Raw genomic sequence first — 25,900 nt, 5'->3', positions numbered from 1 at the left:
GGCTCTGCTTCTGGAGATGGTTCCATGGACCCGATGAGCAGGCACGGGCTGGAACGGCTGAGGTCCCGGCTGGTCGACTGCCTGGGGCCGCCCCGCGAGGGCGGTCGGGACCCCCGCACCTGCGGGGAGCCGCTGTGCCGGCAGGTGCGCCACGCCGTCACCGGCGTCGACGCCTACCTGACGGCCCTCGAAGAGGGCAGCCGCACCGCGGCGGGGCTTCACGAGCGGGCCCTCGACCTGTGGCAGGACCTCGAACGCATCGCGTCCCTCCAGCCCGGGCGGGCCGCTGTCGACGGCGGGGCCGGCGCGGCCGTGCGGTGCGGCTCCCGGCCCGAGGAGTGGGCCGTTCCGCCCTGCCTGAAGGCGGAGACCGTCCGGGCCGGTGACGCCCTCGTGTGCTCCTTCACCGGGGACATGGTCCTGGACAGCGAGCCCGTCGCCGCCCGGGCACTCGATGCCGCGCTCGTCCGGCGTCCCGCCCTGCTCGCGGTCGACCTGGCGGGTGTGGAGCTGTTCACCTGCACCGGGCTCAACCTGCTCCTCGCCGCCCGTCGGCGCGCGCTGGACATCGGCATCCCCCTCGTGCTGGTCGCCCCCTCCGGGCGGACGCTGCGGGTGCTGGAGCTCACCGGGACCGCCGCGCTGTTCCCCGTCCACCCCACCGTTGAGGACGCCTTGCGGCACCGCCCGCTTCCCGCCCCGCGCCCCGACGGAGGATGACCATCCGAGCGGGACGGTTGAGCCGGCAGCGGACGGGCAGGCGCACGGTCGGCCGGGAAATCCCCGGCCGTACCGTGGGAGGAGGACCGGATGAGCATGGTGAAGGAGTCCGTGGACGTGGACGTCCCCCTGCACACCGCCTACAACCAGTGGACGCTGTTCGAGGAGTTCCCGCGCTTCATGGAGGGGGTCGACTCGGTGACCCAGCTGGACGACCGCCACAACCACTGGCGGACCAGCATCGGCGGCGTCACCCGTGAGTTCGACACCGAGATCGTCGACCAGCAGCCCGACGAGCGGATTGCCTGGCGGACCACCGGCGGCGACGTCGACCAGAAGGGCGTGGTGACCTTCCGGCAGCTCGACCAGGACCACACCCGGGTCGCCATGGCCATCGACTTCCGGCCCGAGGGCGTGGCGGAGCGGGCCGCCGATGTCACGGGTGTGGTCGACCGCCGGGTGAAGGGGGACCTGACGCGGTTCAAGACGTTCATCGAGGAACGCGGCCGGGAGGAGGGCGGCTGGCGGGGCCGGATCAGCCCTGGCTGAACCCGCTTCCGATCGTCCGCGCCACCGGCCGCCGGGACACCCGCCCGGCGGCCGGTCCACGCCCCGCGGTGACGTCGGATCGGAAACGGCTGATCAGGCGTGGCCCAGGGTGCGGCGGGTACCCGCCGAGCCCGGGGCGCGCGTTCGCGCACCCGAGGCATCCCGCGGACCAGGAGGAGAAATGACCCAGCACGGCAGGGCCCTGGCAATCGTGACGAACTACGGCGTCGAACAGGACGAACTGCTCGTCCCCGTACGGCACCTGCGCGAGAACGGCGTCCACGTCGACATCGCAGCCCCCACCCGGGCCGACGAACCGCTGGTCACGGACGACGCCGGCAACTGGCGGCTGGTGACTTCACGCAACCCCGGTGACCTCGAACACTTCCTCCGGGGAGTCGATGCCGCGCTGCGCACCCGGCCGGGGCCGCTGGCGCGCGCTGAGCGCGGGCCACGTGCGACGACTGTTTGGCTCCGGGGCTCCCGGGGACACGCAGGGGCGATGGAAACCCGCCCGACGGAGGCGGGGCTTCACCGCACCGTCGGGCTGACCCCCGTAACCGGCAAGGACAGAGAACGGAGCGTCCGCCGTGCACCACGACGAAGACCTACTGGAGCAGCTGACCGCCGACCACCGGTCCGTGCTGGTCCACTTCAGCGAACTCAGCGGCATCCCCAGTGGGGACCCGCAGCGCAAGGACCTGGCCGACCTCGTGACCGATCAACTGGTCCGCCATACCCGGGCCGAGGAGCAGCATCTCTATCCGCTCGCCCGTGACCGGTTGGCCGACGGGCAGGCCTTGGTGGAACGCGAACTCGCCGACCACCGAGGGGTGGAAGCGTTGCTGGAGGAGCTCCGCCCGACCCATGTCACCTCGCCCCGCTTCGATCGGCTGGTCGCCCGGCTGATCGAGGAGGTCACCCGGCACGCCGGCGACGAGGAGGGGCGACTCTTCCCGGCCGTACGGGCAGTGTCGAGCGAGGCCGAGCTGCGTGACCTCGCGATCAGGGCGCGGGAGACCAAGGAGTCCTCCACCGGCCGGCCCCGCCACCAGCCGCCCACCGCACGCCCGGCGGACCGCCTGCCGTCCCCCGAGCGCTCAGCCGCCGAGCGGGTGCGGGACTTCCTGACCCCGGGCGGGCCGCACTGACCCCGGGCGGCACCCGAACCCCCGGCCGTGGTGCGGTCGGTCCCGACCGGTGCCGATCCACACGACCAGCTGACGGAGGGGCAGTCGACCTGCCTGGCGGCCGGCTACGATCAGCCGCCGGTCCGACCCCCTCCAGGTCAGGAGTCGTTCGCGGGGCCGGGCGGTGATCAGCGGCGCGCGTTCCGTCCCGTGGACGTGTAGCCGCGACCCGCTCGGGCAGGCGCTGGGCATGGCCGGACCGGGCCGAGGAGAGGAGGCCAGGCATGGACCGCTTCCGGCAAGTGCCGCTGACAGGGCCGATCGGAACGGCAGGCCCGGTCGGAGTCCCGGTGAACCCGGGGGCTCCGGGCGCGGGGGAGACCAAGCGGTTCGTGTTCTCCGGTCGGGAGGGCGCCGTGCAGGCGGGCCGTGATTTCAGTCGGGAGGCCTTGCGGTCCTGGTCCTGGCTGCCGACCGCGGACGAGGAACGGCTGGGGGTCGCCGAGGACCTCCTGCTGATGGTCGCCGAACTGGTCGCCAATGCCTGCCTGCACACCTCCGGTGGGCCGGGCGAACTGCGGCTGAGCTGGGACGGGCGCCGTCTGCGGGCGGAGGTCACGGACACCAGCCCGGTGCCGCCCGAGCTGCGCCCGCACGCCGACCCGGGCCGACCGGGCGGACACGGTCTCCGCGTGGTGGAGCGACTTGCGGGGTCTTGGGGCTGCGCGCCCGAGGGCGGGGGCAAGGTGGTCTGGCTGGAGATTGGGTTCCCGCCGGGTCCGCCGAACCACCGAGAGTGCTCGGCCTGAGGACCGGGCCCGGGACGCTGGGTGGCCATCCGAGGTCGGCTCGGCAAGAGAGAGCTCGGATCCTGAGTCGGGAACCGATTCCGGGGTAGAAGCCTCAGAGAGCGGCCGTGATCCGTCCGGCTGCCGCAGCACCGTGGACGGTGCCACCGGGACCGCGCTTGAAGAAGCCGGGCACAGGTTCTGGGAAAGGAGTCCGCGACGCATGGGGTGTGAGCCCCACACGTGTCGCCGGGCGTGATGCCGATGCCCTGGAGATCCAGTGTCTATCCGTGTGGAAACCACCGATCGCGAAGCCGTCCCTGCGGGTCTGCCGCCCGATCTGCCGCGACGGCCCACGGCGGCTGAACTCCGCCGTATGGGGAAGTCCGAGGCGCGGGAGCTGAGCGACGCGCTGTTCGGGCGGCTGGCCGGGCTGGCCCGCGAGAGCCGCGCCTACAGCTACGTCCGCGGCACGATCATCGAGCTCAACATGCCGCTGGTGCGCTTCATCGCCGCCCGCTACCGGCACCGGGCCGAGGACATGGAGGACATCCTCCAGGTCGGCACGATCGGCCTGATCAAGGCGGTCGACGGCTACGACCCGCGGCGCGGCCTGGAGTTCGTCACCTACGCGATCCCCACCATCACCGGCGAGATCAAGCGGTTCTTCCGCGACACCTCCTGGCCGGTGCGCGTCCCGCGCGGTACGCAGGAGCTCTACCTCGCCGTCGTCCGCGGCTCCGACCGCCTGGAGCAGGAACTCGGCCGGCAACCGCGGCCCGAGGAGATCGCCGAGGACCTGCACCTCACCGTCGAGCAGGCCGCCGAGGGGCTGCTGGCGGGCCGGGCCTGCCGCCCCAGCTCCCTGGACGCGCTGCGCGATCAGGAGGCCGACGAGACCGGCAGCGCCCTGCTCGACCGGCTCGGCGGTTGCGACCCCGGCATCGAACTCGCCGACTTCCGCACCGCCGTCCGCCCGCTGCTGGCCCGCCTGCCGGAGCGCGAGCAGACCGTCCTCAAGCTGCGGTTCTGGGACGGCTGCACCCAGTCCCGGATAGCGGACCGGATCGGCGTCTCCCAGATGCACGTCTCCCGGCTGCTCAGTGCCACCCTCGCCCTGCTGCGCGAGCAGTTGGACGACCTGGACGCCGACGGCTGGGCCGACGGACCGGAGCCGGAGGGAGTCGGCTGAGGCCGACCAGGCGAGCCGCGGTTCCGGCGTGCGGCTTCAGGCCGCCCGCCCTTGAGCCTGTCTGCTGGCCGTCCGGCTTCGGGCGGGGCCGGGGCGTTAGCGAACGCGGAACCCGGGTAGCCGCAGCGGCGGACCATGGGGACGGCGGCGCGAGGAGGCGGACGGATGGATCGGCGTGAGCGGGTGGAGCTGCGCGGGATCGAGCGGGGGCTGCGCCGGGACCACGTCCTGGAGCTGAGGCTTCGCGTCGTCGGGTTCCGCCTGCGCGGCCGGGCCTGGGACGTGCTGCGCGGCGTGCGGCCGCGGACCGTGCTGGCGCTCGCCCTGCTGTCGCTGGGCCTGCTCGGGGCAGGCCTGGGGACGTCCGAGGCGCCGTTTCTGTGGGTCTTCACGGGCTGCTGGGCCCTGACCCTGACCATCGCCTTCGCGGTGCTCTGTGCCTGCGCCGAAGGCCGCCAGGAGGAAGGGTGAACGCGCTGCCCGCGTCGCGCGGTCCGCTGTCGGCGGCGTTGACGGCCCTGCTCACCTCCGGACCGCCCGGAGCGGGCTGTCTGCCCACACCGCCCGGCCCGTTCGACGAGCCGTGGGGCGAGGACCATCAGCTGGCCCTGCACCTCTGCTACGAGCTCCACGACCGCGGGCTGCCCGGGGTCCTGGACGACTGGGAGTGGGATCCCGAACTCCTGAGATTCCGCCAGGGGTTGGAGCGCTCGTTCCTGGCCGCGGTGCGTGCGGAGGCGGAGCCCGCGCCGCCCTTGCGGGACGCGTTCGAAGCACTGCTCACCGAGCCGCCCGACGGCACCGGCCCGTCGCACTTCCTGCTCGCCGAGGGTGAGCGCCGGCACGCCCGCGAGTACCTGGTGCACCGATCGGTCTACCACCTCAAGGAGGCGGACCCGCAGCTGTGGATGCTGCCGAGGATCCATGGGCCCGCACAGGCGGTGCTGACGGCGATCCTCTACGACGAGTACGGCGCCGGACGGCCGGAGCGGGCCCACGCCCGGCTCTTCGAGCGGATGATGGCCGCCTTCGGCCTCGACCCCGGCTACGGGCACTACCTGGACTTCGTGCCGGCGCCGACCCTGGCCGTGGTCAACCTGATGACGCTCTTCGGCCTGCACCGGGCGATGCGCGGGGCGGCCGTCGGGCACTTCGCGACCGTCGAGATCACTTCCTCGCCCGGCTCCGCCCGCTTGGCGGCGGCGTTGGAACGGCTCGGCGGCGGCCCGGACGGCACCCTCTTCTACCGCGAGCACGTCGAGGCGGACGCCGTCCACGAGCAACTCGTGCGCCGCGGGGTCATCGAGGAACTGGTCGCGGCCGAGCCCGAGTTCGCCAGGGACGTGGCGTTCGGCGTGGCCGCGGCCGGGGTGGTCGGCGGGCGCTTCGCGAACCACTTGCTCGACCACTGGAGGGCCGGACGCAGCTCGCTTCGCTCACCCCTCCCGGACGGCACGGGCTGAATCGAGCCCGCCCGCGACCTCGCGCGGTCCGACCGGGAAGGATGGTCAGCCAGCTGCGGGGAGCCGGATCTCCAGATGCCCGGAAAGTACTCGGGTCTCCATGACCGGCTGGGGTGCGGTGGCCGGGCCGTGCACCACTTCGCCGTCCCGGAGCCGGAACGTGCTGCCGTGCCAGGGGCAGCGCAGACAGCCCTCCACGAGGGAGCCCTCGGAGAGCGGCCCGGACAGGTGGGCGCAGCGCTCGGCCAGCACGTGGCAGCGGTCGCCCTCGCGGACCACGACCACGGCCAGTTCGCCGGCCGTCGCCCGCACGGGCTTCCCCTCCGGGAAGTCCTCCACCGCGCCGAGGGAGACCCAGTCCGCGGGCGCCAGGCGAGGCACGGCGGCGGCCCGGTCGGGGCCGGCGGCCTGCCGGTAGGCCAGGTGCCCGCCGAGCGCGGCGGCGGCTGAGACGACGGTCGCCCCGGCCAGGCCGAGCAGCCGGCCGCGGGCCCGGTGCCCCCGGCAGCGGGCCACGAGCGAGCCGGCGTAGAGCAGCACACCGGTGGTGTTGCCCAGCGCGTGCACCAGGCCGGTGCGGCGGCGCGGCGGGTCGAGCCGGGCCCAGTCCACCCAACCGGTGAGGGCGGTGGGCCCGGCGGTCAGCAGCCCGGCCGCCACCAGGGTGTCGGCGGACCGGTGGCCGCCGGGGAGGTAGTCCAGTACTGCGGCGGACGTCCAGAAGCCGATCGGCAGCTGGACCAACGCGGGGTGGAGCGGGTGGCCCAGCCACACGCCGTGCAGCGCGTCTCGATAGGGCCCGAGCGGGAGGGCCTCGACCGCTTTGGCGAGAGGGCGGGCCGGAGCGTCGAGGAGGTCCCAGTGCTCCGGTGCGTCCAGGGCTTGGCGCAGTCGGCGGGACCACCGGCGGGTGTGCAGGGGTGTGTTTTCCATACCAGAGCGGCTAGCCAGGCACCGGACCGGCAAACCCGGACGGCGGGGTGTGTCCGGGAACCGGTCCGGGCAGGCGTGCGAGGGCGGCAGGCGTAACGCCGCCGGGCCCTGGCTCAGGAGACCGTGGCGACGCCGTCGGGCCGCGCCGAGACCGTTTTTCAGAACAGGGCGGCCTGGCGGAGCGCGGTGACGGTGCTGGCTCCGGTGATCCGGCCCGGGGAGACATCGATGTCCCGGTCGTCGCGCATCCTCTTGAGGAGCGGTATGACCTGGGTGGGGCGGTAGACGGTCTCCAGGAGGGCGTACTTCTTGAGCTGGTCGACGCTGCGGGCGGCGGGGGCGGTGCGCAGGTGGTCGAGCAGGATGCGGCGCAGGGGGCCGGTGTCGGGTTCGAGTTCGAGGTCGAGGGCCTGCTGGTTGGGGTCCTTGGGGTCGCGGTAGCGCACGCCGGAGGTGGTGTCGACGACCCACATGGCCTCCTTCATCTTCTCCACGCCCCGCTCGTGGCGGGTGCCGAAGATCAGGTAGAGGAGGTGGCCGGCCTCGTCGATCATCTCGAAGACCAGGGTGTGCTGGAACCCGGCGCGTCCGAGGGACTCGCGGTAGCGGTCGCGCAGGTAGGCGGCCTTCGCGGAGGAGGGCTGCTGGAAAACGCCGTGCCAGTCGCTGTCGCCGAAGAAGGCGTCGCCGGCCGCGCGGTGGCGTTCGTCCTTGCCGGCGAAGCGGACGAGGAAGGCGGGTTGGAAGGTGACCATCACCTCGCTGCGGCGCTGGGTGGCGATCCGTCGCAGGAGGGGGAACGGGATCTCCGGACCGCCGAAGCCGTCGAGCAGGACGAACATGGGGTGGATCAGACTGCCGGCTAGGGCGAGCTGCTGCAGCAGGTCGGGATGGCACCGGCCCTGTGCTACGTGCACGTCCAGTCGGCCGCTCCGGGGCCCGTGGGTGCCTGCGGCCGCCTCGATGCGGCGTTCCAGCTCGGTCCTGCGCCGGGCGTCCTCCTCGACCAGTACCATATTCACGCGCCGGGGGCTGCGCCGAAGCGCTCCGGAGAAGACCTGGTGGGCGACGACAGGGGAGCCGGGTTCGCCGTCGCGGTAGACGCCGGGGCCCGCGAAGCCCTCGGCATAGGTGATGATCTCGTTGCGGCTGAGCATGATCGGTGCCCAGGCCTGGAGGTAGCGCCGCAGCAGGGCGTGCTTGGCGGCGGTGTGCGGGTCGCGTGGCCAGATGACGTCCTTCGGTGCCGCCATGTGTCTCCCCGGTGCGGTGAGCCGTCGCTGCCGGAGGCAGGATCACACAATCGTCACGGCGCGAACAGAGGGCGTGCACGGCGCACTGGATCAGGGCGCCACGAGCGGCCCCCGTACGGGCATCTCGTCCCAGGTACGGCCGTTGAGGTCACGGCCGCGAGCCTTGGGGTTGCGGCCGCCCCACTGCTTGAAGAAGAACGGCACGCCGGCCGCCTGGCAGGCGTCGCGGACGGTGGCGACCCACGCGGGGTCCATCGGGCGGTGGCCGGGGCCCGACTCGCCGCCGACGATCACCCAGCCGATGCCGTCGAGGTCCAGTTCCGGCAGCGGTCCGAGCAGCGGCTCCAGGGAGAGGAACCGGACCGCGGCCGGGACGGCTCGCAGATCGTCGATGCGATCCAGCTGGCTCTCGTCCTCGACCGACACTCCCATCCACAAGTTGTCCGGCCACTTCAGTCGGCCGGCGGCCCGGCGAAGGCGCACGGAGCGCTTCGTCAGCACCTGGTAGGTGTGCTGGGGGGTGTCGGCGATCACCTGGAACACGTCCCGGACGAACGGGAGCGGCACCCGGGCATGGAAGAGGTCGCTCATCGAGTTCACGAACACGACCCGGGGGCTGTGCCAGCGCTTCGGGACGTCGAGCGCGTCCGGATGCAGCGCAAGACCGAAGCCGGGTCCGGACGTTCGAGGGTCACCGTCCGTCTGGTACTTGGCGGCGCCCATGGCCTTCAGCCGCTTGGCCAGGGTCAGGGCGTAGCAGTTGTCGCAGCCGGCGGAGACCCGGTCGCATCCGGTGGTCGGGTTCCAGGTCGCTTCCGTCCACTCGATTGCGCTTCGATCGCTCACTGCCGCTCCTCACTGCCGTGCCGGGCCTCGCGCCGACCGTTGTCCGGCGAGGGCCGCCAACCGCCTACCTTCCTCCGCCTACACCACCGGTGTCGAACCCGCAGGCCAGGCCGATGGCTCCTCCGGCCGAGCCGGCGGAACGGAGTTCGGCCGGTGCCGGAGTACGTTGGCGACTCCCGGGCTGATGCCGTCCGTCGGCCTCGGCGCTGTGGCTCGGGGGCGGGAAGGCGGTCGGCAGGGAGGTCGCGATGCGCGGCAACCGGAATGGAATCCCGAGCTGACGCATGATCAGACAAGGTCAGCAAGAGGTCAGCATCAGGATGAGTAGACCCTGCTGTACACGCGGACACATGAGAGCACTCGTCGACCATGCCGAGTCGCCACGGGACGCCCGGAGGCCTGCCCGCAGCTTTCCTGCGCGAGCTGCTCAAGAGCGTCCTGTGTTCGCCAGGCGGCAGCCCTGACAGTAGATCGGGGGAGGCATTTTCGCAGGTCAGCATAGTCCTGTCCGGGGTGTCAACCGCATGCTCCGCACTGCTTGTGCATACCTGGGCAGCGGCTTGATCGCGTACCTGGCCCGCACCCTGCCCCCCTTCCCCAGCCTCTCCCTCGCCTATACGATCTCCCTACCGGATCGGTTGACATAGTTCGCCCAGTTCTACCTCGACTGCCTCTCCCAGGCCTCGTACCTGATCGCCGACGAGCGCACCGGCCAGGCCGTGATCGTCGACCCCCGCCGGGACGTCGACGAGTACCTCGCCGACGCCACCGCACGCGGCCTGACCGTCGTCGGCGTCATCAACACCCACTTCCACGCCGACTTCCTCGCCGGCCACCTCGAACTGGCCGACCGCACCGGCGCCTGGATCGGGTACGGACGCCGCGCGGAGACCGACTACCCCATCCGCCACCTCGCCGACGGCGAACGGATCGAACTCGGCGACGTCACCCTGCAGATCCTGGAGACCCCCGGGCACACGCCCGAGTCGATCAGCATCCTGGTCTTCGAGCAGCCCGACGACGCCGTCCCGTACGGCGTGCTCACCGGGGACGCGCTGTTCATCGGCGACGTCGGCCGCCCCGACCTGCTCGCCTCGGTCGGCGTCACCGCCGCCGAACTCGGCGCGATGCTCTACGACAGCGTCCACCGCAAGCTGATGGCCCTGCCCGACGAGACCCTCGTCTTCCCCGCCCACGGCGCCGGCTCGGCCTGCGGCAAGAACCTCTCCACCGACCGCCAGTCCACCATCGGCGCGCAGCGACTGACCAACTACGCCTGCCAGCCGATGGACCAGGACACCTTCGTCCGCATCGTCACCGCCGGCCAGTCCGCCGCCCCCGCCTACTTCGGCCACGACGCCGCCCTCAACCGGCAGGACCGCCCGCTGCTCGACCGCACGAACGCCACCCGCCCCCTGTGCCCCGAAGGCTTCAAGGAGGCCCGAACCGCGGGCGCCGTCGTCCTCGACGCCCGCAGCCCCCAGGACTTCGGCGCCGGACACCTGCGCGGCGCCGTCAACGTCCCCGTCGATGGCCGCTTCGCCGAACAGGCCGGCACCGTCCTCACCCCCGACAGCACCATCGCGATCATCGCCCCGCAGGACCGCGAGGACGAGGTCGTCACCCGCCTCGCCCGCATCGGCTTCGACCACATCGCCGGCTACCTGCGCAACCCCGACAACGCCCTGCCCGCCCTCGCCGACCACCTCACCCCCGCCAGCCGCCTCACCGCCGACCAACTCCGCACCACCCTCACCGCCGAACAGCCCCCCACCGTCCTCGACGTCCGCACCTGCGGCGAACGCGAAACGGGCTTCATCGAAGGAGCCCTGCACATCCCCCTGACCGAACTCCCCACCCGCCTCGACGAGATCCCCACCGACCACCCCCTGGTCATCCACTGCGCCAGCGGCCACCGCTCCTCCATCGCCGCCAGCCTGCTGCGCCACCACGGCCACCCCGACGTCTCCGACCTCCTCGGCGGCTACGCCGCCTGGCACACCCTCACCCACCCCGCCCGGGCCTGAACCCAGCCGACCCGGCCAACCCCGTCCGGGCCGTGGGCGCGGAGTCGCCCGCCGGCCGACGATCTCCGCGAAGTCATCCGCCCGTGACCAGCTCAGTGAGTTCGTGTGCCGCCCAGTGTGATGGTGTGTGGCATGCCGCTGTCGGAGCAATCGGGGCACAAGGGCCGTCCGGTCGTCACGCTGTCCCTGTTGATCACGCTCCGGAGCAGGGACACCACCGCTGCACGGGGCGCGTGATCCAGCACCCCGAAGTCTCACCTCAAGCCGTCACATCGGGAGACAGCAGTGATCAGACACCATGCCCCAGGACATCCCGTCGCCGAAGGAGAGGCAGGTGCCCAGGCTCGTGCGCGGTGGTGGCAGGCCGGTGTCGTGGCAGGGGTGTGCGTGGCACTGGCCGGGACCGGGCTGAGCCCCGCGACCGCCGCGGCCACGGGGTCCGCGCCGGCCACCGCCCCGGTGCGGACCCGAGGGGCCGACCCGGTGGTCACCTTCGGTTTCACCGGTGCTCCGCAGAGCCTCACCATCCCGGCCCAGGCGGTGGTCACGATCACCGCCGACGGCGCGGGCGGTGCCGACAACACCGGCACCTCCTGTTCCGTCACGGGGACGGGCGGGACGGGGGCGCGGGTCGTCACCACTCTCCCGCAGACCACCGCGCCGACGACGGTCACCGTCAACGTCGGCGGTACAGGCGGCAAGGGCTGCAACGGCACGGGTACGGGGGGTGCCGGCGGGTTCAACGGCGGTGCTTCGGGTGGGGGCATCCCGGTCACCGGTTTCCGGGCGGAAGGGCCGGGTGGGGGCGGTGCTTCCAGCGTCAGCGTGGGCTCCTTCCTGGTGGTCGCCGGGGGCGGCGGTGCCGCCGGGGGCACCGGGAGCGGCCTGGCGGGCGGCAACGGGGGCAACGGCGGGACGACGCCCGATGCCACCGGCGGTACCACGGGAAGCGCCACCGGCCCCGGGGCCGCGGCGGGGCACGGCGGGGGCGGCGGCAGCACCAGCACGACCACGGGCGGTGCGGGCGGGGCCGCCGGCGCCGCCGCGCCCTGTAGTGCCACGTCGGGTGGGCCGGGGGGCGGGTTCGTCGGCACCACGATCGGCACCGGCGGGAACGGCGGAGCGATCGACGGCGGCTGTGCCGCCACCGCCACCGGTGCGGGCGGGGGCGGTGGCGGCGGGTACTTCGCCGGCGGGGGCGGCGGCAGCGGCGCCGTCAACAACACCGGCACGGAGGCGAGCGGCGGCGGTGGCGGTGGGGGAAGCAGCTTCGCGACCCCGTCGGGCACCGGGACGTCCTATGCGGCCTCGACGATCGGGACGGCGAACCACAACGGCCAGGTGGTCATCAGCTACACCGTGGGCAAGCCGATCACCACGACCCTGACCGCGATGCCCCAGCGCACCCGGACCGGCTCGCCGGTCGTGCTCAGCGACATCGTCTGCCCCGGCGCGGGCTCCACGACCAGGCCCACCGGAACCGTCACGTTCACCGACACCACCACCGGGACGACCCTCGGCACGGGACGCCTGATCCTCTCCCTCGGCACCTGCGCCGCCGGCGGGACGGTCACCGCCTTCCGCACCGCGGGCACCCACACCGTCACCGCCGTCTACAGCGGTGACCCGGTGTACCAGGACAACAGTGCCAACCCCGAGACCATCACCGTGACGGTGGACCCCTGATCAGAACGCCGCGGCGGCACCGAGGGGCACACCCTCGTCAGCCGCGACAGGCACTGCTGCCGACGCAGGTGACAGCGTGACACCGGGCGGGGCTCGCGAGGACGAATCGCGGGCTCCGCCGCCGTCGTGCCCGAGGCCCGGAAGGACGACAACTCTTCAGTCTGCGGCCGAACCGGTCGGAAGGCCATGACAACTATCAGCCCCTACCGGCACCCGGTGCGCCGCGACGAGACTCTCCATCACCCGGGCCGCGGAGGCATCACGGTCCGGGCCCGTGCCGGCTGCCGGCCGGTGCGCATCCCACCCTTGTTGCGCGTCCCGCGCACGTGATCTCCCAGGAGACGACCCTGATGAGTGTCCTCAAGCTCCAGAACATGGAGGCCCGCGTCAAGTTGAGCGCCGTGGCCATCGTCAGCCTGACGAGCAGCACCGGCCGCTGCTGCACCACCCCGCCGAAGCCCGGCGAGTCGTAGCCCGACGGGTCCGTGCGGGGGTGCGCCGCGCCCCCGCACGGACCCCGCCGCTCCCACCGGCTGCCCGCGGACGATCACAGAGGCTGACATGCGCAACGAACGATGGGTCTACCGCTTCCTCTTCGCGTGGAACGACACGCTGTTCTTCGACCCGCTCGACGTCTCGTACGAACCGAGTGCGGACCACTTCCTCGCCGGGCTCGACGAGCCGCTGAGGGCGCGGTTCGTCCGCAGCGGCATCTGGTGGAGCCATCGGTCCAGCCCGGACCTGCCGGCGCAGGGCTGGAAGATCCACGTGTCGGCGAGCTGCCGTCACGTGCGCGAGGTCGCCGCCTCGGTGATCGGATATCTGACGGAACGCGGGACCGATTTCAAGATAGCCCTCGACCTCAACGTCTTCGAGATGCTCAACTCCAAGGCCATGTCCCGGGGGAGCGGCGGCAAGTTCGTCACCGTCTACCCGCGCGGTGACGACGAGTTCAGGAAGGTCCTGGCCGACCTGGCCGGACTCCTGGAGGGCTACGAGGGCGCCTACGTCCTGTCGGACCTGCGCTACCGGGACAGCAGGGCGCTGTACTTCCGCTACGGCCAGTTCCTCGACACCCACACCGTCGACGTCCTCGGCCGGCGGCACCCGCGAATCCTCGGACCGGACGGTCCCGTCCCCGACGACCGGAGCGTGGGGAACGCCCGGCCCGACTGGGTGCCCTGGCCCTTCGACGACTGGAAGCCCGAGGACGAGGACGAGGACGACGGCCTGGTCGGGGGCCGGTTCCGGGTGACCGGGGCGATCCAGTTCTCCAACAGCGGCGGCGTGTACACGGCCGAGGACACGGCGCACGACGACCGGCCGGTGCTGCTCAAGGAGGCCCGTCCGCACACCAACATCAACCCCCGTCGGAACCACGACGCCGTGGACATCCTCGACCGCGAGTGGATGTTCCTGAACCGGCTGGCGGACATCGGCTCGTACCCGGCCCCGATCGCGAAGTTCCGCCACTGGGAGCACCACTTCATCGCCGAGGAGTTCGTCGACGCCTCCGACCTCCGCTCGGTGCTGCTCGAACGCAACCCGCTCGCGCGGCCGGGGTTCGACATCGAGCAGTCGCGGGAGTACCTGCGGATCTTCCTCGCCGTCTTCCGCGGGCTGGCCCGCGCGATCCAGGCCGCGCACGACCGCGGGGTGATCCTCGCCGACTTCACCGCCTCCAACCTGCTCGTCGACCCGGACACCCACGAGGTGACCATCGTCGACCTGGAGGCCTGCCGGCTGGCCGGGACCGACAGCCGCGGCGGGAGCGGCGAAACGGAGTTGGAGCAGCCCGTCGAGCTCTACACACCGGGGTTCAGCCTCTCGCGCGACGGCTTCAGGGAATTCGGGCCGGAGGGCGACCGGTACGCCCTGGCGTCCACCATGGCGTACTTCGTCTTCCCGATCGCGGCGATGTCCTACCTGCGCGAGGACGTCCTCGACCTGTACCGGATCCACATCACCGAGGGCCTGGGCTGGCCGGAGCGCGTCCACCGGTTGATCACCGACCTGGCCGGGGACCGGATCGGCCTCACCGACGTGCTGGACGCCCTGGAGGACGAGGCGGAGCTGCTCGACCAGGTCGAGGCCCTCCCGGCGCGGCCGGTCGTCGAGGAACGGCTCGGACTGGTGGAGGCGGAGGACGGAGTGGCCGCGTTCGTCGAGGCCGTCGCCGACCCCGGCCGGGGCACGCTCTTCCCCGTGGACCCCTTCGCTCACGTCACCAACCCGCTGAGCCTCGGCTTCGGGGCGAGCGGCGTCCTGTGGGCGCTGCAGTCCTCCGGCATCGCGATCCGGCCCGAATGGCGCGACTGGCTGGGCGGCGAACTGGCCGGCATCGACAGCGCGGAGTACCCGGACGGTCTCATGAACGGCCTGGCCGGCATCGCCTGGGCGGCCGACTCGCTCGGGTTCGGGACCGAGGCCAGGCGCCTGTTGGCCCGGGCCAACAGGCGCGCGCTGGAGAAGGGCGACTACACCTTCTACTACGGCCTCGCCGGCGTCGGGATGACGAACCTGCGCTTCTTCCTGCAGGGCCGCGACCCGCGCGACCTCGCCGCGGCACGGGACTGCGCGCAGGCCCTGCACGACACGGTGCGGCACGACGGCGGGCGAGCCCACTGGGTGAACGAGTTCGCCACCGAGGGGCCGCTGACCGGCCTCGGCTTCGGACAGGCCGGCGTCGCCATGTTCCTGCTGCGCATGCACCAGGTCACGGGAGAGGATCACCACCTGCGGCTCGGACGGCAGGCGCTTTCCTGGGAGATGGCCCACGCCAAGCCCCTGAACGACGGGGGCCCGGTCATGTTCGAGCACGAAGGGACGATGGAGCCGTACATCGAGGTGGGGTCCGCCGGCGTGGCGCAGGTGCTGCTGCGCTACGGCGACCTGGACGCGGCGCGCACCGTCCTGCGCGGACTGGACGTCCGCTACTCGGTGCTGCCCGGGTACGGCTTCGGCATGACCGGGATCGCCGACGCGCTGCTCGACGCGGCCGAGTTCACCGGGGACCGCTCCTACCGCGACAGGGCGCTGACGCAGCTCGACACCGTCCGGAGGGTGTTCCTGTTCGAGCCCGCCGAGCGCTTCGGCCTGCCGCGCCAGGACGGCCGTACCCTGCTGGGTCTTCCCGGCGAGGGGCTGCTGCGCTGCTCCTGCGACTACCTGACCGGGTCGGCGGGGCTGCTGCGGGTGCTCCACCGCGTGAACACCGGAGGCACCGCCGACTTCCTGCTGGACGAGGCGGCGCGGTGAACAACCGGCTGTGGCGTACGCTGCGGGGCCACCGGGCCCCGTTCGTGGTGGTCCTCGTCGCCGAGGCCGCCACGGGCGGGCTCGAGGCCCTGCTGCACCCCCTGCTGCTCAAGGCCCTGTTCGACCAGGCGATCCTGACCGCCGACTTCCGCAGGTTCCTCGTCCTCGGCCTCGGGTACCTCCTGCTCGGACTGACCCTCAACATCACGGGCTACGCCGTCGCCTGTTGGCGCAAGCGCCTCGAGAACGCGTTCACACTGGTGCTGGAGACGGAGTTGCTGAGCCGCACGCTCGGCCTGGACGGCCGAGAGGTGGCGAAGGCGGGAAACGCCTCGTACGTCAGCCGCATCCACAACGACGTCTCCCAGGGCGTCCTGCCGGCCATCGACGTCTCCCTCCGCATCGCGCGACAGGCGGTCGCGTCGGTCGCCTTCCTCGGCGTGCTGTTCTACCTGTCCTGGCAGGCCAGCCTCATCCTGCTGGTGATCGTGCCGCCGCTGGTGCTCGTGAGCAACCGGCTCGGCAGGCGGATCGAGCAGAACACCGGGCCCGAACGCGAGGCGGAGGCGCGGTACATCAACACGCTGACCCGCACGCTGGAGTCCTTCCCCGCCCTGCGCGGACTGCCGTCGCTGCTGCCGGGCACCCGCGCGGTGAACCGGGACGCGTTGCGCGGGTTCCTCGACCTCACCTTCGTCAACTTCCGTCTGTCACAGCGGCAGCGAGCCCTCAGCGACCTGGTGATGAACCTGTCGGACACCGCCTCGATGATCATCGGAGCCTTCTTCGTCTTCGCCGGGCGGATGTCGTTCGGCAGCTTCCTCGCCTTCGTGAACTCGCTGTGGCGGGCGGTGACCGGGATCTTCGACCTCGTCAACATGATTCCGCAGGCCCGCCGGAGCAGCGCGGTCCTCAAGCGGATCGAGTCCCTGCGGGACTCCGGGCAGGCCCCGTACTACGACGAGGGGGCCCTGGTGCGGGTCCGCGGAGTCCGGGTCGGGTACGGCGAGGAGGCCAGGGTCTCGATCGACGAGTTCGACCTGCGCGTCGGTGAGCGCGTGCTGCTCCGCGGCCCCAACGGTTGCGGCAAGACCACGCTCCTGCACGTCATGGCCGGGACCCTCGCCCCCGACGCCGGGGCGGTCACCCTGCCGCCCCGGGTGGCGAGCCTGACCGCTCCGGTGCACCTGCCTCCGCTGCCGGTGCGCGAACTGGTCGCCGACGAGCGGCTGCGCGCCGCGATGGGTCTGGACGCCCTGGCCGACCAGCTGCCCTCGGACCTGTCGTCCGGCCAGCGCCAGCGGGTCGGGGTCGCCGTGCTCCTGCACGAGGACGCGGACGTGTACCTGGCTGACGAGCCGTTCGCGAACCTCGACGACGGCGGCCGGGAGCTGGTGTTCCGGGTGCTCCGGGAGCGGACCGAGGGGCGCGCCCTGCTCGTCGTGCACCACGGGGACGAGGCCATCGACGGCCGCTTCGACCGGGTGGCGACCCTCACCGGGCTGCGTTAGGCGCCCCGAGCGGTCGGGGCGCGGGTGTCCGGACCGGCCGACCTGGAATCCGGTTCGGCAGAGGCCCGGGCGGCGGGCGCTCCCGCCGGGTCAGGAGGCTTCGAACGGTTCGTCGTGCCATCCCCGCCTCGCGCCGTGAGCGGGGCCCGGCGGCCGGCCGGAGCGGTGCACCCAGCCGGCGACACCGACCCGCGAGGAGCACTGCAACCGCCGCATCGCCTCGCGGAGGTGGTTGACCACGGTCCACTCCGAGATGCCCAGGCGACGTGCGATCTGGTGGTTGCTCAGTCCGTCGGCCACCAGCAGCGAGACCTGGAACTGGCGGTTCGTCAACTTCCGCTTCGACGGTGTCCCGGTGGAGTCCGACTCGCCGAGGGAGCGGAGCAGGTCCGGGAGCGAGGTGGCCGCGCCGGCCGCCAGTGCGTGGGTGAACTCGTCCTCGGTGAGCCGGCGGCGGATGCCGGGGAGCAGCCGGGCGGTGGCCAGGTCGGGATCCGCGGGGTCGCCGGGAATGCCGGCCCGCCCCGGGTAGAAACTGCCCAGCAGTCGGGCGGCGTCGGTCGCCCGGGCCGGTGCGGGGCGCAGCGGACTCGCGGCCAGGCCGACCAGCGCGCCGAGCGTGGCGACGGCGCCGAGCGGGCGCAGCCGGGCCAGCCCCTCGACGCAGCGGGCGCGGGACGCGGACGGATCGCCGTCGGCGGCGGCGAGCAGACCCAGGTGGAGCAGGGCCGCGCCGGCCAGCAGCGCGTCCCCCCGGTGCCGCGCGGCGGTCAGCACCCGGTCCGCCAGCGCGCTGCCGGGGCCGGTTCGACCGAGCCGAAGCTCGGCCAGGGCGGCCTCCAACTCGACGCGCAGGGCCGCCGGTTCGTCGTCGGCTTCGCGGAGGAGCCCTGCCGCCCGAGTGAGTGCGGCGAGGGCTCGGGAAGGGTCACGGTCGCACCCGGTCAGGCCCCGCAGTCGCAGGAGACGGGCCGCCGTGGAGGGGGCATCGGGTTCGGTCCGACATCGGTCCGACGCGTCCGCGGCCGCCTCGGCTTCGCCCAGCAGGGCGGTAGCCGACTCGTCGTCGCCGTCGAGCAGCCGGGCTTCGGCGCGGATCAGCGCCAGCCGGACGCGTGCCCGTTCACCCGTGGCGCTGGTGGAGCCGGGCAGCGCGGTGTCCCGGTCGGTCCAGGCCGGGCCGAGGCCGACGACGCGGGCGTGGGCGAGCAGCCGCTCCATCAGGTCGAGGGCCTCGGCAGTGGACCCGTGGTCGGTCAGGGTGTCGACCGCCGATCGGAGGTTGGCCTCCTCGACGCGCAGGGCGAGCAGGGCTGTCGGCTGGTCACCGGCGGCCAGCCGACGGCCGGCCCCGGCCGCGAGCCGGGCGTAGTAGCGCGCGTGGCGGAGCATGAGGACGGTGTGCCTGCCGTCGGCGGGCCGGGCCTCGGGCAGGCCGTCGAACGGCACGTGAAGTCGCGTTTCGGCCGCACCGTCCAGTCGGCCGGACGGCCGGTCCTCGAGCGTCAGCGACTGCCGGCCGAGCAGGGCTTCGAGCGCCGCCGGGAAGGCGCTCGGCGTGATCCCGGATACCGCCCGGAGCGCCTCGGGTCCGAATCCGCCGGCGAACAGCGGCGCGCAGGACATCAGCCGCGTCTCGTCGGCGCCGAGCGGGCCGCTCCGCCCCGCCGGTCGCCTCGCCGCTCGTCCCGGCGCCCCGTCCGCCGGCCGGCCCGCCGGCGGCACGCGCGGCCCGGGGCAGGGGGCCACCGGCCGGTTCGGATCGGCCTCCACCCCGCCGTCGGCCGGAAGCCCCCCTCCTGCGGGGGCGCTTCCTGCGGCTCCGTCTCCTCCCGCCCCGCCGAGTGCGGCCAGCACGGCGCCGATGCCCTCCAGTGCCGCCATCCGGGCCGCGACCACCAGCGCACCCGGCAGGCCGCGGAGTTCCACGCAGATCCGGCCTACGGCCTGCTGGTTCCGGGCGGTCACCGTGAAGCACGGGCTCCAGGCCCGCCGGGCGGCCGTGAAGACCTGTACCGAGGGGATGCGGCAGAAGGCGTCCAGGTCGATCGGTGACCAGTCCACCGGAACGGCCAGTGGGTCCACCCGGTACGCCACGTCGGCGCCGGTGGTTGGCAGGCGGCCGGTCGCGAGCAGCTTCGCCCCGGTCGAGGCGCACCGGGCCAGCAGTGCCGGGTACTCGTCCGGCTCGACCTGATCGACAGTCAGCAACGAAGCCGGGCGGGGAGTTCCGGCGGATGGGCCCGCCGCTCGGTACTGCTCGGCGACCGCGGACGCCAGCCGGGTCTTGCCGCTGCCCGGAAGGCCGTGCAGCAGCACGCCCGGCACGGTGGGGTCGGCGAGCAGCCGCAGCAGCTCGGCCGTCTCACGTGCCCGCCCGAACAGCTCGCCCGCGACGGCCCGGTGGTCCGCGGGCTCCGGCTGGGGGACGGTGGACTCGAACAAGGTGGTCATGGACGGCTCCAGAGCTGGCTCCACTTACGCGGCGCCCGTGCGCCGGCGGGATCGTCCGTACTGATGCTGGGTGTCGGCCGCTGCCGGCGGTATCCTAGAGTTCTGGGATACCGCCGGGGTATCGCGGACCGCGGTGGTGTCCGCCGGGCGTTCGAGGGCGAGCGGTACGGGACTCCGTGGTGTCGTCTCCGCCGGGGCCGGCGGTGGCCGTCGTGCGGGCCGTCGCGCGGCGGCGGTCGGGGACGGCGAGGGTGCCGGACTCGCTGACGCGGTCGTGCTTCGCCATCGTCCGGCAGGTCCGGTTCCGCCGGGAAACGCTGCACAAACGACGCGGATGGGCTATCGGTGCTGAACCGCTGCACCGTGGCCGCGTGACCTCGCTCATCCGAACCCGTTCCGGCCTGGATCCCCGCGGCAGGCAAGTGCCGACCGCCGCGGACCCGGGTCGTCTCCTGGACCTGCCGGCGCCCGGCGACGAAGGCGCGTCCGAGGTGCTCCACCGCGCGGTTGCCGCACCCGTGTACGGAGTCGCCTGCCGCCGGCGGCCTCCGGTGGTCCGGTCCGTGCCGGTGTTCCATCCAGGGCGGGTGGACCTGTGCGCCGTCGACCGGGAGGCTGTGCGCGTGACCATCGCCCGACAGCTTCCCGCCCGGGAGCGTCCCGCTCCCGCGAGCCCGCCCGCCCAGACGCCCGAGCGCGAGGCGTCGAGGTGCGCGGGCATCTCCACTCCGGGGTGGGCCGAGCCGCACACGGCCCGGTCGGGCCGGAGCCCGCAGCCGGTCATCGCCGCCGTGGCGGTGTGCCGCGCGGGGCTCGCCGCGGGGAGGACCGCGGGATGGTGACCCCATCGGCCGGCCGAGACCCCGGCCGGCGCATCGGAGTGCGATCCGGAGACCCGGACCCGGCACCCGAGCCGGTGGACGATGCCGGGCTTCCGACCGGCCGGGTGGCCCAGCGGCTGGGTGTGTCACCCACGACGGTCCGCTCCTGGGAACGCCGCTACGGCATCGGCCCGGCCCGTCGGGAGGCCGGACACCACCGCCGCTGGAGCCCCCGGGACATCGCCGTCCTGGAGACGATGTGCCGGCTGACGGCACGCGGGGTGCCTCCGGGCGAGGCGGCACGGGCGGCCCTGGCCGAGCGCGACGTCTCCGTACACGAGGACAGCCCGCGACGCGCTCTCCCCGAGCCGCGAACGGACTCACAGGGCGGCGGGCGGCTCGGGCACGGTCCAGGCGGAAGCCACGCCTCGCGGGTCAAAGCGGTGCGCCCTGAATGCCGGGGCCTGACCCGGGCGGCGGTGCGGCTGGACGGGCCGGAGGTCGCCCGGATCCTGCGGGAAGCGGTGGACGCGCTCGGGGTGGTCGACGCGTGGACGGAGGTCATGATGCCCGCACTGCGCGCCGCGGGCCGCAGGTGGGCGGCGGACGGCGAGCAGTACGTCGAGGTCGAGCACCTGCTGTCCTGGCACGTCTCCAGCGCTCTGCGGGGCGTGGCCGTCGGCGGGCCCGCCGCCCGCCAGGTGAGGCCCGTCCTCCTGACGGCGACGCCCCTCGAACTGCACACCCTCGCCATCGAGGCCACGGCCGCGGCGCTCACGGAGCGCGGGGTCCCCTTTCGCATACTGGGCGCGGCCGTCCCGCCCCGGGCCCTGCTCGACGCCGTCCACCGGATCGGGCCGTCGGCCGTGATGATCTGGTCCCAGGACCAGCACACCGCGGACCGCGAGCTGGTGCGCAGGGTCGGCGACAGGGTGTGGGGCCCGCGCGGAGCCCGCGGCGGAGCCCTGGTCGTGGCCGCCGGTCCCGGTTGGGCCCGCGACCAGCCCCGGGCCGGCGCAGCCCGCCCTCGCACCCTCGCGGACGCCGTCGACCTCCTGGAGCAGGCCGTCACGGCCTGAAGTCCCACCACCGACCCACCGTCCCGTCCCCTGTCCCGGGCCTGCTCGGCGCGCAACGGCCCGGCCGGGCCGAGTCCGCGGCCCGCACCGGCGGGTTCGCGCCCCTGCCACGCGCCGACACCCGACCACCCCGACCGCACTCCCTGCGAGGCACCGCCCGTGACCGTCTCCATCGCCCTGTTCACCCAGGACCTGCGGCTGCACGACAACCCGGTCCTGCACGCCGCCCACACCGCGGCCGACCAGGTCGTGCCGCTGTTCGTCCTCGATCCCGCCGTCGAGGGCGCCGGGTTCGCCGCCCCCAACCGGCTGGCCTTCCTGGCCGACTGCCTCGCCGACCTGGACGCCTCGCTGCGCCGGATCGGCTCCCGGCTGGTCGTGCGGCGCGGCGAGCCCGCCGAGCAGGCGGCCAGGGTCGCCGCCGAGGCCGGTGCCGCCACCGTGCACGTCGCCGCAGGCGTCAGCGCCTTCGCGCACCGGCGGGAGGAACGGCTGCGCGAGGTGTTCGGCGACCGCCTGCACGTCCACGACGCCTCGCTGACGGTCGTCCCGGCGGGCCGGATCACCCCGGCCGGCCGCGACCATTACGCCGTCTTCACCCCGTACCACCGCGCCTGGCAGCAGGCCCCCCACCGCAGCGTCCTGGCCGCGCCCCGGGTGATCCGCACGCCGGACGGCATCGGCAGCGAGAACCTCGTGTTCAGGGGCCCGCTCTCGCCCTCCCTGCCGCACGGTGGCGAGAGAGCGGGCCGGGAACTCCGGCGTCGCTGGGACGTCGACGCGTACGCCGACGTCCATGACGACCTGGCGGCCGACGCCACCTCCCGGCTCTCCCCGTACCTGCACTTCGGCTGCCTGTCGGCCACCGAGCTTGCGGCAGGCGCGCTCCAGCGCGGCGGGCCCGGAGCGGAGGCCTTCGTCCGGCAGCTCGCCTGGCGCGACTTCCACCACCAGGTCCTCGCCGCCCGCCCCGACGCCGCACACCGCGACTACCGCACCCGGGACGACCACTGGCACCACGACGAGCACGAGGCCGAGGCCTGGCGGCAGGGCCGCACCGGCTACCCGATCATCGACGCCGGGATGCGCCAGCTCGCCGAAGAGGGCTGGATGCACAACCGCGCCCGCCTGCTGACGGCAAGCTTCCTCACCAAGTCGCTCTACCTCGACTGGCGGATCGGAGCCGCCCACTTCCTCTCCCTGCTCGTCGACGGCGACATCGCCGTCAACCAGCTCAACTGGCAGTGGGTCGCGGGCACCGGCACCGACACCCGCCCCAACCGGGTGCTCAACCCGCTGCGCCAGGCCGACCGCTACGACCCGGACGGCGCGTACGTCCGCCGCTGGGTGCCCGAACTCGCCCACCTGCCAGGGCCGTCCATCCACCGCCCCTGGCTCCTCGACGGAGACTACCCGCCCCCGATCGTCGCGCCCGAGGACCTCACGGCCCGGTTCCAGCACGGCCGGCCGGTCCTCGGCGCGGGCGAACGCCAGGACCGGCCGACGCGCCCGCCGGTCCACCCGGTCGCGGGCTCCGGAAGCAAGGCGGGATCCTGGTCCCGTCGGTCCGGGCACCGGCCGGACCCGACACCCTTGACGTCGGACGAGGAGCCGAGATGAACGCCTTGCGACCCGACTCGAAGCGCTGCCTGGTGACCGGCGCGAGCGGCTACATCGGCGGCCGTCTGGTGCCCGAACTGCTCGCGCGCGGGCACTCCGTGTGCTGCCTGGTGCGAGACCCCGACCGGCTGCGGGACCAGCCGTGGCGGGCCGACGTCGACGTCGTCCCCGGCGATGTGACCCGGCCCGAAACCCTCCCGGGGGCCCTCGCCGGCGTCGACGCCGCCTACTACCTCGTGCACTCCCTCGGCACCGGACCCTCCTTCGAGACCACCGACCGGGAAGCCGCGCGAGCCTTCGGGGCCGCCGCCGCGGCCGCCGGCGTCACCCGGATCGTCTACCTCGGCGGCCTCGTGCCCACCGCGGTGCCGGAAGCGGACCTGTCACCCCACCTGAGGTCCCGCGCCGAGGTCGGCCGGATCCTGCGCTCCAGCGGCGTCCCGACCGCCGAGCTGCGCGCCGCCGTGATCATCGGCTCCGGCAGCGCCTCCTTCGAAATGCTCCGCTACCTCACCGAACGCCTGCCCGCGATGGTCACCCCTCGCTGGGTGTCGACCCGTATCCAGCCCATCGCCGTCCGCGACGTCCTGGGCTACCTCGCCGCCGCCGCCGATCTGCCACCCGAGGTGAACCGCACCTTCGACATCGGCGGCCCCGACGTCCTCGACTACCGGCAGATGATGCGGCGCTACGCCCGCGCGGCCGGACTGCGCCGCCGCCTCGTCGTCCCCGTGCCCGTCCTCACCCCCCGCCTCTCCAGCCACTGGGTCGGCCTGGTGACCCCGGTGCCGAACTCCATCGCCCGCCCCCTGGTCGAGTCCCTGCGCCACGAAGTCGTCTGCGGCGAGCACGACATCGCCGGGTGGATCCCGGACCCGCCGAACGGGCTGACCGGCTTCGACCAGGCCGTCACGCTCGCCCTGCGCCGCATCAAGGACGCCGACGTCGCCACCCGCTGGTCCTCCGCCTCCCTGCCCGGCGCCCCGAGCGACCCCCTGCCCACGGACCCCGACTGGGCGGGCGGCAGCCTCTACCAGGACATCCGGGAACGCACCGTCACCGCGTCGGTCACCGCCGTCTGGCGGATCATCGAAGGCATCGGCGGTGACAACGGCTGGTACTCCTTCCCCCTCGCCTGGGCCCTGCGCGGCTGGCTCGACCGCGCGGTCGGCGGCGTCGGACTGCGCCGGGGCCGCCGTGACCCGGCCCGGTTGCGGGTCGGGGACTCCCTCGACTTCTGGCGGGTGGAGGAGATCGAACCCGGTCGGCTGCTCCGCCTGAGGGCCGAGATGCGCCTACCAGGGCTTGCCTGGCTCGAACTCTCCGTCACACCCGACGGCGAGCGCGGCGCGCGCTACCGGCAGCGGGCCCTGTTCCACCCGCACGGCCTGGCCGGACACGCCTACTGGTGGGCCATCGCCCCGTTCCACAGCGCCGTCTTCGGAGGCATGGCCCGCAACATCACGGAACGCGCCCTCCGCGCCGATTGAACGGCTCTCCACCAGTCCACGACCAGCCGCACGGCGGTCGAACCGGCCGGACGCCGGGACGCTGTAGGGGCCCCGGGCGGCAGGCGGCGGACGGGCGTCACATCCGGCGGACGCGCAGGACGCTGGTCAGCATCGGGAGGATGAACTCGCCGTCGCCGGTCTCCGGTCGGGCGGCGAGGTAGGTGCGGGTCGCCGCCAGGAGGGCCTCGCGTTCCTGCTCGGGCATGACCAGGACGCCGGCCTTGGTGGCGAGGGTCGAGACGAGGGAGTCGGCGGTGCGCCGCTGGCCGTGGGGGAACTCCGCCTGCTCCGGTGAGTCGAACCAGGCGTCGGCGCCGCCCGACGCGGGCAGGTGCATCCGGGCCGTCTCGGTGCGCCAGCTGCCGGGCACGTCGCGCGGGCCGATGGCGGCGGGGCCGGTGACCCTGGCGAGGCCGGCCACCCAGTCGACGCCGTCGTCGAAGACGTTCCACAGGCCGGCCAGGACGCCGCCGGGCGCGAGGACCCTGGCGATCTCGGGGCCTGCGGCGGCCATGTCGAACCAGTGCATGGCGTTGCCGGACACCACGGCGTCGACCGACCCGTCCGGCAGGGGGATCGCCTCGGCGCTCCCCTCCAGCGCGCGGACGTCCGGCAGTGTGCCGCGCAGTTCGGCCAGCATCGCCGGGTCGGGTTCGACCGCGACGACCTGGTGGCCCAGTGCGACCAGCGTGGCGGTGAGCTTGCCCGTTCCGGCGCCGAGGTCGAGCACCCGCGGGCCGGGCGCGGCTTCGAGTGCCCAGTGCACGGCGGCGTGCGCGTAGTCCGGGCGGTGCTCGGCGTAGGCGACCGCCGCCCGGCCGAACGACGAGCTGTGCAGCCGTCGTTCGTCCTGCGCCGGCACCTGTCCGGTGGGCGCGTGGCCGCGGGTGGCATCCCGGTGGTGCTCCGTGCCGTGGTCGGTCCCCGTCATCGTGGCTCCTCGTGGTCGGCGGGCTGTGCCGGGTGCACAGCGCGCGGGCGTCCGCCCGGGGTCGACCGGCCCCGGGGGCGCGAGCTATCGGTTCGATGTATCGGATCGATATATCGGGAGGGTAGGCG

General features: G+C 73.5%; 19 protein-coding genes and 1 pseudogene. 15 read left to right on the top strand and 5 right to left on the bottom strand.

Annotated elements, in window-relative coordinates; translation table 11 throughout:
* The first annotated feature begins 33 nt into the window (after positions 1-33).
* From AMK13_RS17320 to AMK13_RS17290, 7 genes are all read left to right on the top strand, one after another.
* A complete protein-coding gene (locus AMK13_RS17320; protein ID WP_158077712.1) occupies positions 34-720 on the top strand; it encodes an STAS domain-containing protein in 687 nt (228 codons plus the stop codon).
* 90 nt (positions 721-810) lie between these two features.
* Entirely contained in the window at positions 811-1,269 is a 459-nt protein-coding gene (locus AMK13_RS17315) for an SRPBCC family protein (RefSeq protein WP_049649659.1), read from the top strand.
* 590 nt (positions 1,270-1,859) lie between these two features.
* The gene (locus AMK13_RS17310) at positions 1,860-2,420 is read left to right on the top strand and encodes a hemerythrin domain-containing protein (protein WP_074002998.1); all 561 of its coding nucleotides are present in this window, start codon (positions 1,860-1,862) and stop codon (positions 2,418-2,420) included.
* A 263-nt stretch (positions 2,421-2,683) separates the two neighbouring features.
* Entirely contained in the window at positions 2,684-3,208 is a 525-nt protein-coding gene (locus AMK13_RS17305) for an ATP-binding protein (protein ID WP_074002997.1), read from the top strand.
* Between the two features lie 355 nt (positions 3,209-3,563).
* Positions 3,564-4,379 (top strand): SigB/SigF/SigG family RNA polymerase sigma factor, encoded by an 816-nt coding sequence (locus tag AMK13_RS17300; protein WP_107418763.1) that lies wholly within the window; start codon positions 3,564-3,566, stop codon positions 4,377-4,379.
* A gap of 165 nt (positions 4,380-4,544) precedes the next feature.
* Positions 4,545-4,850 (top strand): hypothetical protein, encoded by a 306-nt coding sequence (locus tag AMK13_RS17295; RefSeq protein ID WP_074002996.1) that lies wholly within the window; start codon positions 4,545-4,547, stop codon positions 4,848-4,850.
* Positions 4,847-5,842 (top strand): iron-containing redox enzyme family protein, encoded by a 996-nt coding sequence (locus tag AMK13_RS17290; protein WP_079272231.1) that lies wholly within the window; start codon positions 4,847-4,849, stop codon positions 5,840-5,842. Before AMK13_RS17295 ends, AMK13_RS17290 begins: the two co-directional genes overlap by 4 nt.
* 45 nt (positions 5,843-5,887) lie before the next feature.
* On the opposite strand, the gene AMK13_RS17285 is transcribed toward AMK13_RS17290, so the two are convergent.
* From AMK13_RS17285 to AMK13_RS17275, 3 genes are all read right to left on the bottom strand, one after another.
* Positions 5,888-6,775 carry a Rieske (2Fe-2S) protein gene (locus tag AMK13_RS17285; RefSeq protein ID WP_074002995.1) on the bottom strand — a complete coding sequence of 296 codons (888 nt, stop codon included), beginning with the start codon at positions 6,773-6,775 and terminating at the stop codon, positions 5,888-5,890.
* 158 nt (positions 6,776-6,933) lie between these two features.
* A complete protein-coding gene (locus AMK13_RS17280) occupies positions 6,934-8,028 on the bottom strand; it encodes a three-Cys-motif partner protein TcmP (protein WP_074002994.1) in 1,095 nt (364 codons plus the stop codon).
* A gap of 90 nt (positions 8,029-8,118) precedes the next feature.
* Complete coding sequence (locus tag AMK13_RS17275; protein ID WP_074002993.1) at positions 8,119-8,874, bottom strand: DUF5131 family protein; 756 nt, start codon at positions 8,872-8,874, stop codon at positions 8,119-8,121.
* A gap of 647 nt (positions 8,875-9,521) precedes the next feature.
* On the opposite strand from AMK13_RS17275, the pseudogene AMK13_RS17270 reads away from it, so the two are divergent.
* The 5 genes and pseudogenes from AMK13_RS17270 to AMK13_RS17255 form a co-directional block, all read left to right on the top strand.
* Positions 9,522-10,901 (top strand): annotated as a pseudogene (locus AMK13_RS17270) (rhodanese-like domain-containing protein); the annotation flags it as partial.
* A gap of 387 nt (positions 10,902-11,288) precedes the next feature.
* The gene (locus AMK13_RS45945) at positions 11,289-12,587 is read left to right on the top strand and encodes an Ig-like domain repeat protein (protein ID WP_074002991.1); all 1,299 of its coding nucleotides are present in this window, start codon (positions 11,289-11,291) and stop codon (positions 12,585-12,587) included.
* A gap of 350 nt (positions 12,588-12,937) precedes the next feature.
* Positions 12,938-13,060, top strand: a complete 123-nt coding sequence (locus tag AMK13_RS44095; protein WP_198959373.1) for a class III lanthipeptide — start codon at positions 12,938-12,940, stop codon at positions 13,058-13,060.
* An 88-nt stretch (positions 13,061-13,148) separates the two neighbouring features.
* Positions 13,149-15,845 carry a class III lanthionine synthetase LanKC gene (gene lanKC, locus AMK13_RS17260; RefSeq protein WP_074002990.1) on the top strand — a complete coding sequence of 899 codons (2,697 nt, stop codon included), beginning with the start codon at positions 13,149-13,151 and terminating at the stop codon, positions 15,843-15,845.
* Positions 15,842-17,356: an ATP-binding cassette domain-containing protein gene (locus AMK13_RS17255; protein ID WP_198959372.1), complete on the top strand. Its 1,515-nt coding sequence runs from the start codon at positions 15,842-15,844 to the stop codon at positions 17,354-17,356. Before lanKC ends, AMK13_RS17255 begins: the two co-directional genes overlap by 4 nt.
* Before the next feature lie 90 nt (positions 17,357-17,446).
* On the opposite strand, the gene AMK13_RS41890 is transcribed toward AMK13_RS17255, so the two are convergent.
* Positions 17,447-19,810 carry a helix-turn-helix transcriptional regulator gene (locus tag AMK13_RS41890; protein ID WP_074002989.1) on the bottom strand — a complete coding sequence of 788 codons (2,364 nt, stop codon included), beginning with the start codon at positions 19,808-19,810 and terminating at the stop codon, positions 17,447-17,449.
* A gap of 835 nt (positions 19,811-20,645) precedes the next feature.
* Between AMK13_RS41890 and AMK13_RS17240 the strand changes: the two genes are divergently transcribed.
* From AMK13_RS17240 to AMK13_RS17230, 3 genes are all read left to right on the top strand, one after another.
* Positions 20,646-21,710 (top strand): MerR family transcriptional regulator, encoded by a 1,065-nt coding sequence (locus AMK13_RS17240; protein WP_079272281.1) that lies wholly within the window; start codon positions 20,646-20,648, stop codon positions 21,708-21,710.
* A gap of 159 nt (positions 21,711-21,869) precedes the next feature.
* Positions 21,870-23,330, top strand: coding sequence for a cryptochrome/photolyase family protein (locus tag AMK13_RS17235; RefSeq protein WP_079272228.1), 1,461 nt, complete (start codon positions 21,870-21,872; stop codon positions 23,328-23,330).
* Positions 23,327-24,820, top strand: coding sequence for an SDR family oxidoreductase (locus tag AMK13_RS17230; RefSeq protein WP_074002987.1), 1,494 nt, complete (start codon positions 23,327-23,329; stop codon positions 24,818-24,820). Before AMK13_RS17235 ends, AMK13_RS17230 begins: the two co-directional genes overlap by 4 nt.
* 97 nt (positions 24,821-24,917) lie before the next feature.
* Here AMK13_RS17230 and AMK13_RS17225 read toward each other — a convergent pair whose 3' ends face one another.
* Positions 24,918-25,772 (bottom strand): class I SAM-dependent methyltransferase, encoded by an 855-nt coding sequence (locus tag AMK13_RS17225; protein WP_079272227.1) that lies wholly within the window; start codon positions 25,770-25,772, stop codon positions 24,918-24,920.
* Between the last annotated feature and the right edge of the window lie 128 nt (positions 25,773-25,900).

The sequence above is a fragment of the Streptomyces sp. CB02056 genome (assembly GCF_001905545.1).
Lineage (GTDB): Bacteria > Actinomycetota > Actinomycetes > Streptomycetales > Streptomycetaceae > Kitasatospora.
This window is presented reverse-complemented; position numbering and strand designations above follow the sequence as displayed.